Annotated in this window: 14 protein-coding genes; 10 read left to right on the plus strand and 4 right to left on the minus strand. The window is 67.7% G+C overall.

Features of this window, described 5'->3' with window-relative positions:
• Positions 1–65: 65 nt before the first annotated feature.
• From thiD to ASD79_RS04025, 4 genes are all read left to right on the plus strand, one after another.
• Positions 66–872 carry a bifunctional hydroxymethylpyrimidine kinase/phosphomethylpyrimidine kinase gene (gene thiD / locus ASD79_RS04010; RefSeq protein ID WP_056719714.1) on the plus strand — a complete coding sequence of 269 codons (807 nt, stop codon included), beginning with the start codon at positions 66–68 and terminating at the stop codon, positions 870–872.
• 83 nt (positions 873–955) lie between these two features.
• Positions 956–1,369, plus strand: a complete 414-nt coding sequence (locus ASD79_RS04015) for a hypothetical protein (protein WP_156400351.1) — start codon at positions 956–958, stop codon at positions 1,367–1,369.
• Between the two features lie 6 nt (positions 1,370–1,375).
• Entirely contained in the window at positions 1,376–1,957 is a 582-nt protein-coding gene (locus ASD79_RS04020; RefSeq protein ID WP_056719716.1) for a nucleotidyltransferase family protein, read from the plus strand.
• A 134-nt stretch (positions 1,958–2,091) separates the two neighbouring features.
• Positions 2,092–2,919 carry a PhzF family phenazine biosynthesis protein gene (locus ASD79_RS04025; RefSeq protein WP_056719717.1) on the plus strand — a complete coding sequence of 276 codons (828 nt, stop codon included), beginning with the start codon at positions 2,092–2,094 and terminating at the stop codon, positions 2,917–2,919.
• Positions 2,920–2,928: 9 nt separating this feature from the next.
• On the opposite strand, the gene ASD79_RS04030 is transcribed toward ASD79_RS04025, so the two are convergent.
• Positions 2,929–3,306, minus strand: coding sequence for a hypothetical protein (locus tag ASD79_RS04030; RefSeq protein WP_056719718.1), 378 nt, complete (start codon positions 3,304–3,306; stop codon positions 2,929–2,931).
• Positions 3,307–3,567: 261 nt separating this feature from the next.
• Positions 3,568–5,451 (minus strand): ATP-binding protein, encoded by a 1,884-nt coding sequence (locus ASD79_RS04035; protein ID WP_056719719.1) that lies wholly within the window; start codon positions 5,449–5,451, stop codon positions 3,568–3,570.
• A gap of 169 nt (positions 5,452–5,620) precedes the next feature.
• On the opposite strand from ASD79_RS04035, the gene ASD79_RS04040 reads away from it, so the two are divergent.
• The 5 genes from ASD79_RS04040 to ASD79_RS04060 all read left to right on the plus strand — a co-directional run bounded on the left by ASD79_RS04040 (position 5,621) and on the right by ASD79_RS04060 (position 10,025).
• Positions 5,621–5,956, plus strand: coding sequence for a hypothetical protein (locus ASD79_RS04040; protein WP_056719720.1), 336 nt, complete (start codon positions 5,621–5,623; stop codon positions 5,954–5,956).
• Between the two features lie 180 nt (positions 5,957–6,136).
• Entirely contained in the window at positions 6,137–6,457 is a 321-nt protein-coding gene (locus ASD79_RS04045) for a hypothetical protein (RefSeq protein ID WP_235524312.1), read from the plus strand.
• A 135-nt stretch (positions 6,458–6,592) separates the two neighbouring features.
• Entirely contained in the window at positions 6,593–7,768 is a 1,176-nt protein-coding gene (locus tag ASD79_RS04050) for a phosphoserine transaminase (protein ID WP_056719722.1), read from the plus strand.
• A gap of 147 nt (positions 7,769–7,915) precedes the next feature.
• Positions 7,916–9,496, plus strand: a complete 1,581-nt coding sequence (gene serA / locus ASD79_RS04055; protein WP_056719723.1) for a phosphoglycerate dehydrogenase — start codon at positions 7,916–7,918, stop codon at positions 9,494–9,496.
• Positions 9,497–9,662: 166 nt separating this feature from the next.
• Positions 9,663–10,025, plus strand: coding sequence for a VanZ family protein (locus ASD79_RS04060; protein WP_056719724.1), 363 nt, complete (start codon positions 9,663–9,665; stop codon positions 10,023–10,025).
• A 7-nt stretch (positions 10,026–10,032) separates the two neighbouring features.
• Here the strand turns inward: ASD79_RS04060 and ASD79_RS04065 are convergent, their stop codons facing one another.
• Both ASD79_RS04065 and ASD79_RS04070 read right to left on the minus strand, forming a co-directional pair.
• Positions 10,033–11,559: a response regulator gene (locus ASD79_RS04065; protein WP_056719895.1), complete on the minus strand. Its 1,527-nt coding sequence runs from the start codon at positions 11,557–11,559 to the stop codon at positions 10,033–10,035.
• 202 nt (positions 11,560–11,761) lie between these two features.
• Complete coding sequence (locus ASD79_RS04070) at positions 11,762–14,584, minus strand: TonB-dependent receptor (protein WP_056719725.1); 2,823 nt, start codon at positions 14,582–14,584, stop codon at positions 11,762–11,764.
• A gap of 526 nt (positions 14,585–15,110) precedes the next feature.
• On the opposite strand from ASD79_RS04070, the gene queC reads away from it, so the two are divergent.
• Positions 15,111–15,872, plus strand: a complete 762-nt coding sequence (queC, locus tag ASD79_RS04075; protein WP_056719726.1) for a 7-cyano-7-deazaguanine synthase QueC — start codon at positions 15,111–15,113, stop codon at positions 15,870–15,872.
• Positions 15,873–15,996: the final 124 nt, after the last annotated feature.

A 15,996-nucleotide genomic window follows, 5' to 3' on the forward strand; every position in this document is an offset into this window, starting at 1 on the left:
CCCCAAAGGGGGAGGGCCCTTGGAGCCCCTACCCCACGCCCCGACTCACCGCTAGAACAGCTCCCGTGACCCAAGCTCCTCATCTAGGCCGCGTGCTCGTCCTCGCCGGATCGGATTCCGGCGGCGGGGCGGGGATCCAGGCCGACATCAAGACCATCACCGCCCTGGGCGGCTACGCGGCCACGGCGATCACCGCCGTCACCGTGCAGAACACCCTGGGCGTCACCGGCGTCCATCCGATCCCGCTGGACATCGTCGAGGCCCAGGCCCGCGCCGTGCTGGACGACATCGGGGCCGACGCCCTGAAGACCGGCATGCTGGGCGACGCGGCCATGGTCGAGCTCGTTTCCCGCATACTCGACAGCGCCAAGGGTATCCCCGCCGTCATCGATCCGGTGATGGTCGCCAAGGGCGGGGCGTCGCTGCTGGCCGAGCAGGCGGTCGGCGCTCTGCGGACCCTGCTGATCCCCCGCGCCGCCCTGCTGACTCCCAACGCCCCGGAGGCCGCCGTCCTGACCGGGCTGAGCGTCGAGACCACCGACGACCTGCGCCGGGCCGGAGAGGCGCTGCTGGAACTGGGCGCCCAGGCGCTGCTGATGAAGGGCGGTCATATAGCGGGCGACCGGGTCGTCGACCTGCTGATCACCCGCCACGGCGAGACCGCCTTCGAGGGCGAACGCATCGACACCCGCCACACCCACGGCACCGGCTGCACCCTGGCCAGCGCCTGCGCCACGGGCCTGGCCCAGGGGCTGACCCTGACCGAGTCGGTGGCCCGGGCCTGGAACTACGTCCACGAGGCCATGCTGCGTGCTCCCGGGTTCGGAGCGGGGCATGGGCCGCTGGACCATGGCTGGGTGGTGCGGCGGTGAAGGCCTTGAGGCAAGCGCTTGGACGCATGTGCCTGTTGCCTGTCGTTGGGCTGATCTCCGCATGCGGCTTGGTGGAAACCAACGTGACCACGATCAAGGTCGACACCGACGTCGTAGGGGATCAGCCGGAGAACTTGGCCAAGCCTCTTCAACTCGCCACGAAGCTGACGCATGGAGAGACGCTCGTCTGCGAATTCACCCCGAGCGAGCCGCCGTTTCCGTTGATGGAGCCGCTGGGGCGAACCTCTCGCGACGCAGTACGTCTCAGGCAGCGCTGCCCCAACCTGCCGGCCGACATGCCCTTTGCTCTGTTGATGACCGAGAACTCCTACTATGTCGGTCTGAAGGACTGCCGGCCGACGGTGATCTACAAGGTCAAGGGGCGTACGGGCGAGTACCTGCAGGTGTTGCCACAGGGCGAATGCGCTACGCCCGATAAATTCATTCTCCAGCCTTGCCCAGATCGGCAAGGCGATCCGTCCGCAAGATGTGTGTAGGCGCCGATGAGTGATTTAGAAGCCCGCCTCGTCGAGATCGTGCGCCACGTCCCCACCACCATGCAGGTGCTGCGGACGATCCACGACCTCGGCCTGCCCGACGCGATGGTGTTCTCCGGCGCGGTCTATCAGCCGGTGTGGAACCACCTGACCGGCCGCGCCCCGGACTACGGGATCAAGGACTACGACGTCGCCTATCACGACGATTCCGACACCTCCTACGAGGCCGAGGACGTGGTGATCCGGCGGGTGGCGGCGGCGTTCGAGGAGCCGCTGCGCGGCCTGGTCGAGGTCCGCAACCAGGCCCGGGTCCACCTGTGGTTCGAGCGGAAGTTCGGGGCCGACGAGCCCTATCCGCCGCTGCTGTCCAGCGCCGACGCCCTGAAGCGCTTCGTGGCCACCGCCTTCTGCGTGGGCGTGCGGCTGGAGGCCGACGACAGTCTCGGCGTCTGGGCGCCGTTCGGCCTGGAGGACCTGTTCTCCCTGCGCCTGCGGCCCAACCCCTTGCGGGTGAAGGGCGCGGGCGGCTGGGAACGGACCACGGGCTCGGCCAAGGCGCGATGGCCGGAGATCACGATCGAGGGGTAGCGTGGGTTGGGGGCAGGCGCATGCGCCTGTCCCCGGTCGGCGCACGAAACATTGTCACCGAAACAATGTTGGCTTTGATCTAGAGACGGCTCGACCCTACCACTGCGGAAGATCAATCTTCGAAAGACCCCGCCATGCGCCAGTGGACCGTCGACGCCTTCGCTTCCGGCCCGTTCAAGGGCAATCCGGCCTGCGTGGTCGAGCCGCTGGACGCCTGGCCCGCGCCGGCCTGGATGCAGGCCCTGGCCGCCGAGAACAACCAGGCCGAAACCGCCTTCCTGCTGAAGACCGCCGACCCGGCGCGGTTCGGCCTGCGCTGGTTCACGCCGACGGTGGAGGCGCCGATCTGCGGCCACGCCACCCTGGCCTCGGCCCACGTGCTGTTCGCCGAACTGGCCCTGGACGCGCCGCTGATCACCTTCGACACCCTGGCGGGCGAGCTGACCGTGCGTCGGGACGGCGAGGGGCTGGAGATGGACTTCCCGGCCGATCCGCCGCGCCGGATTCCGGTCCCCCAGGGCCTGGCCGAGGCCCTGGGCGTCGATCCGGTCGAGATGTGGGCGGGGATCTATCTGGTGGCGGTCCTGAAGGACGAGGCGACGGTGCGGGGCCTGAAGCCCGACCAGGCCGCGCTGGTGGGCATCGGGGGCGAGGCGACCGGCGGGCCGGGACAGACCGTGGTCGTGGCCCTGGCCGACCCCGGCCGGCCCTATGAGGTGGTCAGCCGCTTCTTCGCCCCGGGCTGCGGCATCCCCGAGGACCCGACCACCGGCTCGGCCCACTGCATCCTGGCCCCGCTGTTCTCCGAACGCCTGGGCCGGGCGACGCTGCGCTACCACCAGGCCTATCCGGGCCGGGGCGGCGACCTGGAATGCGAAGACCGCGGCGCGCGCGTTCTGTTGCGCGGCCGCGGCTTCACGATGGTCGAGAGCCGGCTGAGGGGCGCGCCGGCTCTCGGTTAGCGCCGAGGGCTAGTAACGGTCGCGGCCGTAGCCGTAACCGTAGTCGCGGTCATGGCGCTCGTAGCGGATCTGGGCGCTGATGCGGTCGAAGCGACGATCCAGGTCGGCGCGCTCCCAGCGGGTCAGGCCGTCACGGCCGTAGCGGTATTGCAGACGGGCGGTTTCGCGCAGGTCGCCCTTCAGGCGCCAGGCTTCCCGGCGGTCCAGGCTGCCGTTGCGGATGCCCATGTCGATGCGCTGGTCGAGGCGGGCGACGCGGTCGCCGCCTTGGTTCCAGCCGCCGCGGTCGTCGTGGCCCCGGTCATAGGACTGGGCCATGGCGGCGGCGGGGAGGGCGGTGGCGGCGACGGCCGAGACCGCGGCGATCGAAAGCAGAATCTTTTTCATCGGTACGGTTCCTCTTGAACGGGTCCGCCATCCGGTTGGATGACGTTGACCTCAAGAGACCACACCGCGTCTGAAGCGGTTCTGAGCCGCTCGTTATGTGGCGTTCAGGTAGCTGAACCCGCCCAAACATCCGCTCATCCCGGCGAATGCCGGGACCCAGATGGCATGACGTGGGGCTGACGCCAGAGGCGCGGGGCCTGTCCCATCATCCTTGGTGCTTTGGGATCTGGGTCCCGGCATTCGCCGGGATGAGCGGTGTTATCAGGCCGCCGCCACCTTGGAGCCGTTCTTGCGCGAGGCGGCCACGGCGGTTTCGATGGCGTCGTAGAGCTTGGTCACCTCGATCGGCTTGGCGACGTGGCCATCCATGCCGGCGGCCATGTAGCCCTCGACCTGGTGGACCAGGGCGTTGGCGGTGACCGCCACGATCGGGATGCGCTTGCGGCCCTCGCTGATCTCCAGGCCGCGGATGGTGCGGGCGGCCTCGACGCCGTCCATCACCGGCATGTGGATGTCCATCAGCACGATGTCGAAGCCGCCGCGTTTCCACGCGTCGACGCAGGCCGCGCCGTCGGCCACCAGCTCGACCTCGGCGCCCAGCGGGGCCAGGACGGCGGCGATGACCTTCTGGTTGGTGGGATTGTCGTCGGCGGCCAGCACCCGCAGGCGGCGCTCGGACTCGACCGGCGGCGGGGCGGGTTCGACCGCGATGGGGGCGACGGCCTCGCCGCGCGGCATGGCGACCACGACGGTGAAGGTCGAGCCCTGGCCTTCGCGGCTCTGGACGTGCACGCCGCCGCCCATCAGCGTGGCCAGTTCGTTGCAGATCGACAGGCCCAGGCCCGAGCCGCCGAACCGGCGCGTGGTCGAGCTGTCGGCCTGGACGAACTTGTCGAACAACCGCGGCAGGGTCTCGGCGTCGATGCCGATGCCGGTGTCGACCACGTCGATGCGCAGGCCCCGCCCGTCGTCGGCCGAGGCGAACCGCACCGAGACAGAGCCCTCCAGCGTGAACTTCAGGGCGTTGGAGACCAGGTTGCCGAGGATCTGGCGCAGGCGGTCGGCGTCGCCGCGCCAGGCGCCCAGGGCTTCGGGGGCGACGAAGACGCCGAATTCCAGGCCCTTCTGGCGGGCCTGGGTGGCGTAGGATTCGCGGACCGACAGGGCCAGGCTGGCCAGGTCGAAGTCGCGCTCGACCAGGTCCAGGCGTCCGGCCTCGATCTTGGACAGGTCCAGCACGTCGTTGAGCACCGACAGCAGCAGGGCGCCGGATTCGCGGATCACCGACAGGCGTTCGCGCTGGACGGCGTTCAACTCGCCCATGGCCATCACCTCGGTCATGGCCAGCACGCCGTTCAGGGGCGTGCGGATCTCGTGGCTCATATTGGCCAGGAAGTGCGATTTCAGGACGTTGGCGGCGTTGGCGTCGTCGCGGGCCTTGACCAGTTCGGCCATGGCGCCGCGCAGGTCGTGGTCGTTGATCTCCAGCCGCGAGACCAGGTGGTTGAAGCTGTCGGTCAGGCTGTGGAAGACGTCGTCGTCGGCGGCCTGCACGATGGGCTTGAAGCGGCCGTCGGCGGCGACCTCGCGCATGGCCTGGGACAGGCGCTCCATCGGCTTGGTCATGCGGCGGGCCAGGCCGTTGGCCAGCAGGATCGCCAGGCCTGCCGATCCGAAGAACAGGGTGCCGGTCAGGGCCAGGTCGCGGGCCAGGATGTCCACCAGGCTGGGGCGCTTGGCCATCAGCGCCAGGGCGCCGACCTGACGCGAGCCCAGCATGATCGGCCGGGTGAGGGTTTCGACGTTCGCGCCCGCGCCGGAGCCGATCTGGGCCGTGACCTGACCCTGCATGTCGGTCAGACGCACGGCGACGACGTTCGGGGCCTTGGCCACCGCTTCCAGGGCGCGGTAGGCGCCGACGGTATTGTGGTCGGCCATGGGCGCGGCGGCGCCGGCCGCCACCATCTGGGCCAGGATCTCGTGGCTGGCCTTGGATTCCTGTCGGGCGACGCTCCACTGCTGGAGCATGAAGCACAGACACGCCGCCAATAGCGCGGCCACGGTCGTGGTCAGGGCGACAACCGCGATTCGCGCCTGCAAAGGCGCATGGGTCGCGACTTCGGAGTTGCGGCTGTCGTCGATCATTTCCCGTCCTAGGAGAATCCCAGGGTTTAGCTTGACCCAATCTTCCTAACGCTTCGCTTCCAAGACACGACGAAGGTGCGACAAAACAACGTTAGGGGGCATTTCTGTTTGCATAATTTTTAACTTTCCGTTTACCTCGCTTCTTAGGCTTTCATTAAGGAGACGGGGCATGGAAAAGGTTTTTGTTGTTAAGCGCGCGGCCGCCAAGCTGCACGCAACCGAAGCCGCGATCGATGCGGCCATGGTTCAAGCCGCTGAAATGATGGCGGAACTGGTCCAGACCCGTAAGGATCTGAACCTGTCGGCGACGGTCGGCGCCGGCGCCACCGCCAAGGTCGTCGCCGCGGTCGCCGCTCTGTCGGAAGCCCGTACGGCCATGGTCGACGCGCACGCCGTGATGGACGAAGTCCGCCTGCGCCTCGGTGTCCGCACCAAGATGATGGGCTGGGAATTCAAGATGGAAGCGGCTCCGGTGGCCGACGACCGTCTGGCCGAAGCCAGCTAAGCAATATTGCAAGAGTTTAATCCCTAGAGTCTCCAATTCACGTTAGAGACTCTAGGGATGCATGTTCAGCTAGCGCCGTTCTTTGGATGGGCCGCCACTCTTGTGGTGTGCGGTCTGGCGTGGACCAGAGGCTCCCCCGCGGAGCGCTGGGGCAGCGTCATCGTCCTGATCGGCTCTATCGTGTCCATACCGATCCAGTTTCTGCTGCCGGAACCTAGCCAGGCCGTCGTCTCTCTGCTTTGCGAGGGGCTGTACGGCCTTAGCTTCCTGATGCTGGCCCTGCGCTATGCCAGTCCCTGGCTGGGCGGCGCGATGTTGCTGCAGGCGATCCAGTTCAGCCTGCACGCCTATTACATCGTCGGCGACCTGCCGCACGACCAGACCTACCGCATCGTCAACAATCTGAACTCCGCCGGGGTGCTGATCTGCATCCTGTTCGGCATCTTCGCGTCCTGGCGCCGCCAGGCCCGCGTCCAGGCCAAGCTCCGCGCCGCAAAATAATTGCCGGGCGCGGACGATTCGTTCGTTCCGCGGCAAAATCTCTCCTTGCCTTCATCGCGAAAACACTGTTTCTCGCCGGCGGGCCACGCCCCCCCAACGGGGCGCTGTCCATCTGTAAGGATGGGAGACATCGCTATGACCACCCCCCTCGCCAAGCCGGCGATCCGCCCGGCTCGTCCCGAGTTCTCTTCCGGCCCCTGCGCCAAACGGCCCGGCTGGACCCCCGAAAATCTCAGAAACGCCGTGCTGGGCCGGTCGCACCGCTCCAAGCTGGGCAAGGGCCGCCTGAAGGCCGCCATCGACCAGACGCGCGAAGTGCTGGAGGTCCCCGAGGACTTCCTGATCGGCATCGTCGCCGGCTCCGACACCGGCGCCGTCGAGATGGCGATGTGGTCGATGCTGGGCGCCCGCCCGGTGCAGGTCATGGCCTTCGAATCCTTCGGCAAGGACTGGGTCACCGACGTGACCAAGCAGCTGAAGCTGCCCAATGTCGAGGTGCTCGACGCGCCCTATGGCCAGCTGCCGGACACCGCCAAGGTCGATCCGGCCAAGGACCTGGTCTTCACCTGGAACGGCACCACCTCGGGCGTCCGCGTCCCGAACGCCGACTTCATCAGCGCCGACCGCGAAGGCATCGTCATCTGCGACGCCACCAGCGCCGCCTTCGCCCAGGAGCTGGACTGGACCAAGCTGGATGTCGTGACCTTCTCCTGGCAGAAAGCCTTGGGCGGCGAGGGCGCGCACGGCGTGCTGATCCTGTCGCCGCGCGCCGTGGCGCGACTGGAGAGCTACACCCCGGCCTGGCCGATGCCGAAGCTGTTCCGGATGACGAAAGGCGGCAAGATCGCCGCCGACATCTTCGAAGGCGCGACCATCAACACGCCGTCGATGCTGTGTGTCGAAGACGCCCTGGACGCCCTGAAGTGGGCCGCCTCGATCGGCGGGCTGGAAGCCATGCAGGGCCGCGCCGACCAGAACCTGGCGGTGCTGGCCGACTGGGTGGCCAAGACCCCGTGGGTCGATTTCCTGGCGGCCACGCCGGACATCCGCTCCAACACCTCGGTGTGCCTCAAGGTGGTCGATCCGACAATCGCCGCCCTGCCGGAAGACGCCCAGGCCGACTTCGCCAAGAAGCTGGCCAGCCTGCTCGAGAAGGAGGGCGCCGCCCTCGACATCGGCGGCTACCGCGACGCCCCGGCCGGCCTGCGCATCTGGTGCGGCGCCACGGTGGAGGCCTCGGACGTCGAGGCCCTGACGCCCTGGCTCGACTGGGCGTTCGCGACCGTCTGCGCCGAACTGGCCGCCGCTTAAAGCCTTAGAACTCCCCCCTCCGTCGGCTTCGCCGACACCTCCCCCACAGGGGGAGGACTTCGCTTCCAAGCCCTCCCCCTGTGGGGGAGGCGGCGCGAAGCGCCGGAGGGGGGAGTGTTCTCAACATTCTCCGCAAGGAACACCTCCATGACCGCTCCCCGCGTCCTCATCGCCGACAGCCTGTCCCCCGCCGCCGTCGCCATCTTCACCGCCCGCGGCGTCCAGGCCGACGTCAAGACCGGCCTCTCCAAGGCCGAACTGCTGGAAATCATCGGCGACTATGACGGCCTGGCCGTCCGTTCGGCCACCAAGGCCGACCCCGAGGTGATCGCCGCCGCCAAGAAGCTGAAGGTCATCGGCCGGGCCGGCATCGGCGTCGACAACGTCAACATCCCGGCCGCCACCGCCGCCGGCATCGTGGTGATGAACACCCCGTTCGGCAACTCGATCACCACCGCCGAGCACGCCATCGCCATGATGTTCGCCCTGGCCCGCCAACTGCCCGCCGCCGACGTCTCCACCCAGGCCGGCAAGTGGGAGAAGAACCGCTTCATGGGCGTGGAGCTGTACGCCAAGACCCTGGGCCTGATCGGGGCCGGCAACATCGGCGGCATCGTCGCCGACCGGGCGCTGGGCCTGAAGATGAAGGTCGTGGCCTACGACCCCTTCCTGTCGCCGGAACGCGCCATCGAGATCGGCGTCGAGAAGGTCGAGCTGGACGAGCTGCTGGCCCGCGCCGACGTCATCACCCTGCACACCCCGCTGACCGACAAGACCCGCAACATCCTGTCGGCGGACGCCCTGAAGAAGACCAAGAAGGGCGTGCTGATCGTCAATTGCGCCCGCGGCGGCCTGGTCGACGAGGTCGCCCTGCGCGAACTGCTCGACAGCGGCCATGTCGGCGGCGCCGGCTTCGACGTCTTCACCGAGGAGCCGGCCAAGGCCAACCCGCTGTTCGGTTCGGACAAGGTCGTGGCCACCCCGCACCTGGGCGCCAGCACCAACGAAGCCCAGGAGAACGTCGCCCTGCAAGTCGCCGAGCAGATGAGCGACTACCTGCTGACCGGCGCGGTGACCAACGCCCTCAACAGCCCGTCGATCAGCGCCGAGGAAGCCCCCAAGCTGAAGCCGTTCGTGGCCCTGGCCGAGAAGATCGGCGCCCTGGCCGGCCAGATGGTCGACTTCGGCATCCTGGCCATCGACATCGCCTACGAGGGCGAGGTGTCCAACCTCAACGTCAAGCCGATGACCTCGGCCGCCCTGGCCGGAATCCTCAAGCCGATGCTGGCCGAGATCAACATGGTCTCCGCGCCGGCCGTGGCCAAGGAACGCGGCATCACCGTCTCCGAGAGCCGCCAGGAGGTCAGCCCCACCTATGACAGCCTGATGCGCATCACCATCACCACCGAGAAGGGCAAGCGCGCCTTCGCCGGCACGGTGATCGCCGGCGCGCCGCGCATGGTCGAGGTCAAGGGCATGGAGCTGGACGCGGGCTTCTCGCCGGCCATGCTCTACATCAACAACCTCGACAAGCCGGGCTTCATCGGCGCCCTGGGCATGCTGCTGGGCGAGGCGGGCGTCAACATCGCCACCTTCAACCTGGGCCGGCTTTCCGCCGACGAGGACGCCATCGCCCTGGTCGGCGTCGACCAGGCCCCGGACGAGGTCCTGCTGGGCAAGATCCAGGCCCTGCCGCACGTCAAGGAAGCCCGCGCCCTGACGTTCTAGGACCCGGATCCTTCTCGGTCGGGGACAGGCGCATGCGCCTGTCCCCAGCCAAGTCCGCATTCGCAGATTCCGTGCAGAGACGAAGCGGAAGTCGAGCAGGCCTCGGAACGCCGTTCCCAAGCCGCGCCGCAGCGGCTAGTCGGGACCGTCACCCTCAGGAGTCCGCATGCCGCCTCGCGTCCGCCGCAAGATCAATCGCCTGGTCTTCGCCGTCTTCGTGGCCGCTTCGGCCTTCGCCCTGTGGCGGGCCCTTGTTCCGGGCGACGACAGCGTCGGCCTGATCCCCTGGGACAAGGCCAAGCACTTCATCGTCTTCTACGTGCTGGCGACCCTGGCCAGCCTGGCTCTGCCGCGCAGCCGCCTGTGGCGCATCGGCCTGGTGGTGCTGGCCTTCGGCGGCCTGATCGAGATTTTGCAGGGCCTGCCGATCATCGGCCGCGACGCCTCGTGGTTCGACCTGCTGGCCGACGCCTGCGGCATCTGCGCGGCGTTCGGGCCGATGGTGCTGACACAGTGGCGGGAGCGGTAGGCGGACCCTAGGCCGCCGCTTCGGCTTCGTCGTCCTCGCCGCCGAGCAGGGCGCTGAGCACCACGGCCAGGCGCTCGGGCTTGATCGGCTTTTCGACCACGTCCTGCATTCCGGCGGCGATATAGGTCTGGACGTCGGCCGGATCGGCGTTGGCGGTCAGGGCGACGATCGGCGCCGAGCCGGCGCGGCCGGGCAGTTCGCGGATGGCGCGGGTGGCGGTGATTCCGTCCATGCGCGGCATCTTGATGTCCATCAGGATCAGGTCGAACCGCCCCGAACGGGCCGCCTCGACCGCCTCGATCCCGTCGACCACCTGTTCGGAGGTGCAGTCGAACATCTCGCACAGGGCCTCGGCGACCATGCGGTTGGTGGCGTTGTCGTCGACGATCAGGATGTGGGCCGAGCGGGCGTCCAGGGTCGGGGCCGCGTGACGGTCGTCGGCCAGGCTGGCGGTCGGGGCCACCAGCGAGAATTGCAGGGTCAGGCCGGCGCCCAGATTGGCCTCGGCCTTCAGCGGGCCGCCCATGGCGCGGGTCAGGCTGTGGGCCAGGGCCATGCCGACGCCCAGGGCCAGTTCGCTGCGGTCCTCGATGCGCGCCGCGCCCAGCGGGTCGAACACCCGGGCCAGGCGGTCCCGCGGCGAGCCGCCGGTGTTGTCGCGCACGCGGCCTTCCAGCCGCAGCCCGCCCTCGACGCCGCGGGCCTTGAGGCTGGCCTCGATGACGCCGCGGCCGCTGGACAGGGCGCTGTCGATCAGGGCGTCGAACACCTGCAGCACCCGGTTGGCGTCGATCAGGGCCGTGGCCTCGGGGTCGCCGTCATAGGAGAACAGCAGGGTCGAGCCGCCCTCGGCGGCGCGGGCGCTCCAGCGCGCCTCGACGGCGTCGCTGAGGTCGCGCAGCAGGGACGGGGCCAGGTCGAGCACCAGGTCGCCCACGGCGGCGCGGCGCAGGTCCATGGCGCGGCCGAGCACGGCGCTCATGTCGCGGCTGGTCTCGCCGATGGCGCGGACATAAGCGCTGGCGTCGGGCGTCAGGCGCGACTGCTCCAGCCGTTCGGTGAAGGCCAGCACGCCTTCCAGGTGGTGGCCGATGTCGGTGGCCATGCGCTCGACCAGGGCCATGGCCTCGCCGGCTTCGCGCTGCTTGCGGCGGTGCGAGCTCAGCAGCGAGGTCAGGCCGCCGACTCCGACATAGTCCCCGGCCTCGTCCACGGCGATGAAGGCGCTGCGGAACACCGGGATGGCGCTCTGCGAGATGCGTTCGACCAAGGCGTCGGGGTCGAGGTCCAGGGCGACGACGCGCGGCCCCAGGTCCATCACCTCGACGATCGAGCGCGGGCCCAGGGTGTCGGCGGCGACGGCCATCTGGCCCAGCATCACGTCGCGATAGACCAGGCCCACGGGCTTGCCCTTCTCGACCACGGCCAGCGCGGCGATGTGCGGTTCGGCGAGGAAGATCGCCCGGACGTCGGCGCATGGCGTCGTCGGGTCGATCGGGGCTCGGCGGTCGATAAGGCGGGCGAGCGTGTCCATGCGGCCGTTCGGGCAGGCGTCCATTGGGATCCTACCTTGGCCTGATTGGCGTTGCGGAGTCGTAAATGGCCAAACGACTTTCCCTTTTCCGGGTGGGACGAAAGGTCGCGCACGCGAAGAGGGCGGCGGATCGCTCCGCCGCCCTCCCTGGTGGTGTCCAGACTGGGGACAGGCGCATGCGCCTGTCCCCAATCGAGTTGACCTAGAACGACTTGGTCAGGCTGACGCCGTAGAGGCGCGGTTCCAGCGTGATCAGGTTGGTGAACAGGCCCGAGCTGTCGTCGGTGGTGTAGGCGTCGGTGATCGGCGTCTTGTTGCTCAGGTTCTTGACGTAGGCGTCGATCTGCAGACCCCAGTCGGGCTTTTCGACCTTCAGGGTGATGTTGGCGTTGTTCCACGATTTCAGTTGGTCATAGGCGGTGTTGTAGACCCGCGTGTACTGCTTGCTCTGGCGGTAATAGTCGCCGCGCAGGGTGGCCGACCAGCCGTCGGCGAAGTCCCAGGTGTATTGGGCGCCGACCGAGGTGGTCCAATGCGGCGAGTTGGGCAGTTCGTTGCCGCCCAGATTCGCCGCCGTGCCCTCGATCGAATAGCCCGGGCCGTAGTTGAACAGGCCCGTGGCGTTGGCCAGGAAGGCCGCCGTGCCGGCCGGCAGGCCCGCGCCGCCCGCCGCGGCGGGGGTTTGCAGGAAGGCCTGGTAGACCGCCGCGCCGCCGCAGGCGAACGGGATGGTGGCCCCCGCGCCAGCCGCGATGATCGTCGCCACCCCGGCGGTGGTCAGCACGCAGTTGGAGCCGACCGCGACGTTGGGCAGGCTGGGGCCCGCCTTGACCACGGTGTAGAGCGGGTTGCTCTGCGTGCGGTTCATGGTGTCGATGGACGAGACGCCGCTGGCGATCTTGGTGTGCAGATAGCCGACGTTGGCGTTGAGCTTCAGGTTGTGGACCGGCGACCAGACCGACTCCAGTTCCAGGCCGTAGACCGTGGCGTTGACGTTCTCGTTGACCGAGGTGCGGTTGACGATCTTGGAGATCTGGTAGCCCTGATAGTCATAGTAGAAGCCGGTGGCGTTCAGCATCACGCTGCCGCCCATCAGGGTGTTCTTCGATCCCAGCTCGAAGGCGTTGACGAATTCCGGGTCGAACTGCGGCTTGACGCTGGCCGAGCCGGCCGCCGCGGGCGGGTTGGAGCCGCCGCCCTTGTAGCCCTTGGAATAGAAGGCGTAGAGCAGGTTGTCGTCGGTCAGCTTGTAGTCGAAGCCGAAGCGGCCGGTCAGTTCGTCGAAGACCGACTTTTCTTCCGGCGTCGTCGTGCTCTGCTTCAGGCCGATGCCTGGCGACAGCAGGACGGTGTCGTAGACCTGCAGGCGCTTGTCGTCGTGGGTGCGGCGCAGGCCCAGGGTGAACTTCAGTTTCTCGTTGGCCTGCCAGTACAGCTCGCCGAAGATGGCGTTCGACTTCAGGTGATAGGGCGAGCGGTTGTCATAATAGTTGTGGCCGCTGCCGTCCGGGGTGGCGTTCGGGTCGATGCCGATACAGCTGGTCGGCAGGGTCACCGGGTTGCAGTTGGGATTGCCGGTCCGCTGGAAGTTCAGGGCCAGGGCCGACAGGGTCAGCGAGTTGCCGATCACGTAGTAGTCGGTGGTGGTCTTGTAGTCGAAATAGATGCCGCCGATGTTGAAGTTCAGCGGACCGTCGAAGGCCGACTGCAGGCGGAACTCCTGGCTGAACTGCTTGGAGTTGCCCGACGACACGTCGAGCGTCGTGAACTTGTTGGTCGTGCCGACCTGCGGGTCGGTGAAGAAGCCGCCGGGGGTCAGGCCCGTGCTGTTGAACGGCACGGTCGAGACGTTCCGATTGTAGTCCAGCTTCGTATAGACCTTGCCCTTGCTGTACGAGGTCATGGCCGTGAAGGTCAGGTTCTCGGTCAGGTCGTAGGCCAGGTTGAACTGGTAGATGTCCGACTTCGACTGGTAGATCGGGTCGAACAGCGACTCGATTTCGCGCAGGTTGCGGCTGGTGGTGTCGCCGGCGTTGGCGTCGCCGCTGGTGAAGCCGAAGATGTTGCCCAGTTCGCCGGTCAGGGTGCCCGAGGTGTTGACCGTGCCGTAGGCGCTGTCGCCGTACAGCGAGGCGGACAGGCAGCCCTGGGACAGGAAGCGCCGCGCCACGCCGCTGGGTACGCCGCCGACCGTGGCCGGGCCGAGGTCCTTGGTGCAGAGCTGCTTGCCGACGCGGGAGCGGCTGTCGTCCTCGTCGAAGTGCTCCCACATGAAGTTGGTGCGCAGCGACTCGATCGGGTTGAACATCACCGACACGCGGGTCGAATAGAGCTCGCGGTCGTCGACCTTGTGGCTGTTGAAGGTGTTGGTGGCGAAGCCGTCGCGCTTCAGGTAGTTGCCCGCCACCCGGACGGCCAGCTTGTCGCCGAAGATCGGCATGTTGATCATGCCGCGCAGCTTCTGGGTGCCGTAGTTGCCGACCTCGGCGCGGATGTTGGCCTCGAACTCGTCGGTCGGCTTGGCGGTGATGATGTTGACCACGCCGCCGGTGGCGTTGCGGCCGTACAGCGTGCCTTGCGGGCCGCGCAGCACTTCGACGCGCTCCACGTCGAAGAACTCGGCGTCGAACAGGTTGCCCGACTGCAGGGGCGCGTTGTTCTCATGGACGCCGACGCCGCCATCGGTCGAGACGCCGACGGCCTTGTTGCCGATGCCGCGGATCGCGAAGTTGAAGCTGTTGGTGAAGTTGCCCTTGGCGAAGCTGACGTTCGGGATGGCCTGCATCAGGTTGGGGCCGCCGTCGATCTTCTGCGCTTCCAGGGTGTCCTGGCTGAAGGCGGAGACCGCGATCGGCACGTCCTGAAGGGCTTCCTCCTTCTTCTGAGCGGTGACGACCAGTTCCTCGAGCACGTTGCCCCCGCCTTGTGGGGCGGTCTGGGCGAAGGCTGGGGCGGCGACGGCTGCGAGCACGGCCGCCGAAGCGCCCATGGCCAGCAGGCTCCGCATACGCAGAGATTGCGACATTCTATTCCCTCCCTGGACGTCGCGGCTCCTTATGACGGATCCTGCGGACGTCGCGTTGTTTCCTCGGCGCCATACTTTTGTGCACCACGCGGGGTGTACGGCAAACCCTTCGCAGCATAAACGGATTGCATACTTGGTAACTTGGCCTGTCAACCGGCCTTGGCGTAAGTAATCATCGATAGGTTACGCCTTTTCACTTTACCTAAGGTCACATTCACCTGAGGCGGGTAAGTTTTCGGAGAAATTAGAAAAGAGGGTTCGGCGCCTGACGTTGCGTCAAGCGTGGATCCGGGCCCCGATCCCGTGCGTGGACTAGGCTCACGCGCCATCCATACTGTCCTATTCGCGCTGAAGGTACAGTCCAAATATCGGCGTTCGAAACGATTGTTTCACACGTGATGAGCCGGGGACACACACACTCATGGCGGGACCTGCGCGAGCCCGGCCGGGGCCTTGCCGTGAGCGCGTGTGTCGCCATCGGCGTCCCCCACGTGCCAATCCCGGCGGCCTCGTGTAGAGAGGGGCCATGTCCACCTTCCAAGTTTCCGCGGCTTCCGGCGCTTCGCCTGGAGCGCGCCCCGACGCCGCCCTGGTGCTGTTCTCCGGCGGCCAGGACAGCAGCGTCTGCCTGGCCTGGGCCCTGGAGCGCTACGCCCGGGTCGAGACCGTCGGCTTCGACTACGGCCAGCGCCATGTCATCGAGATGCAGGCCCGGGTCGCCGTGCGCCACCAGATGGCCGAGCGCTTCCCGCACTGGGCCGACCGGCTGGGCGAGGATCACGTGCTGGACCTCAAGGGTTTCGGCGCGGTGGCCCAGTCGGCCCTGACCGCCGACGTCGCCATCGAGATGACCGAGCGCGGCCTGCCCTCGACCTTCGTGCCCGGCCGCAACCTGGTGTTCCTGATCTACGCCGCCGCCCTGGCCGATCGCCGGGGCCTGGGGGCTCTGGTCGGTGGCATGTGCGAGACCGACTTCTCGGGCTATCCCGACTGCCGCCGCGACACCCTGGACGCCATGCAGAGCGCCCTGAACCTGGGCATGGACCGCGACTTCGTCATCGAGACCCCGCTGATGAAGCTGACGAAAGCGCAGACCTGGGCTCTGGCCAAACAGCTGGGCGGCGAGGACCTGGTCGACCTGATCGTGGTCGAGAGCCACACCTGCTACCAGGGCGAACGCGGCGAACTGCACGCCTGGGGGCATGGGTGCGGGGAATGCCCCGCGTGCGAGCTGCGCCAGCGGGGGTATGAGGAATGGGACGCAAGCGGGCGTCTTGAACTCGCATGATCGTGCCTCATTTTTCCGTTTTCCCGGCGAAGGCCGGGACCCAGATTCATCCTGGGTGTCTCGTGGGTTTCACCTGGGCCCCGACCTTCGTCGGGGAAACGGGTTTGGGTTGGCTTGAGGTCGG

The organism is Caulobacter sp. Root655 (assembly GCF_001427665.1).
In the GTDB taxonomy this organism is placed as follows: Bacteria; Pseudomonadota; Alphaproteobacteria; order Caulobacterales; family Caulobacteraceae; genus Caulobacter.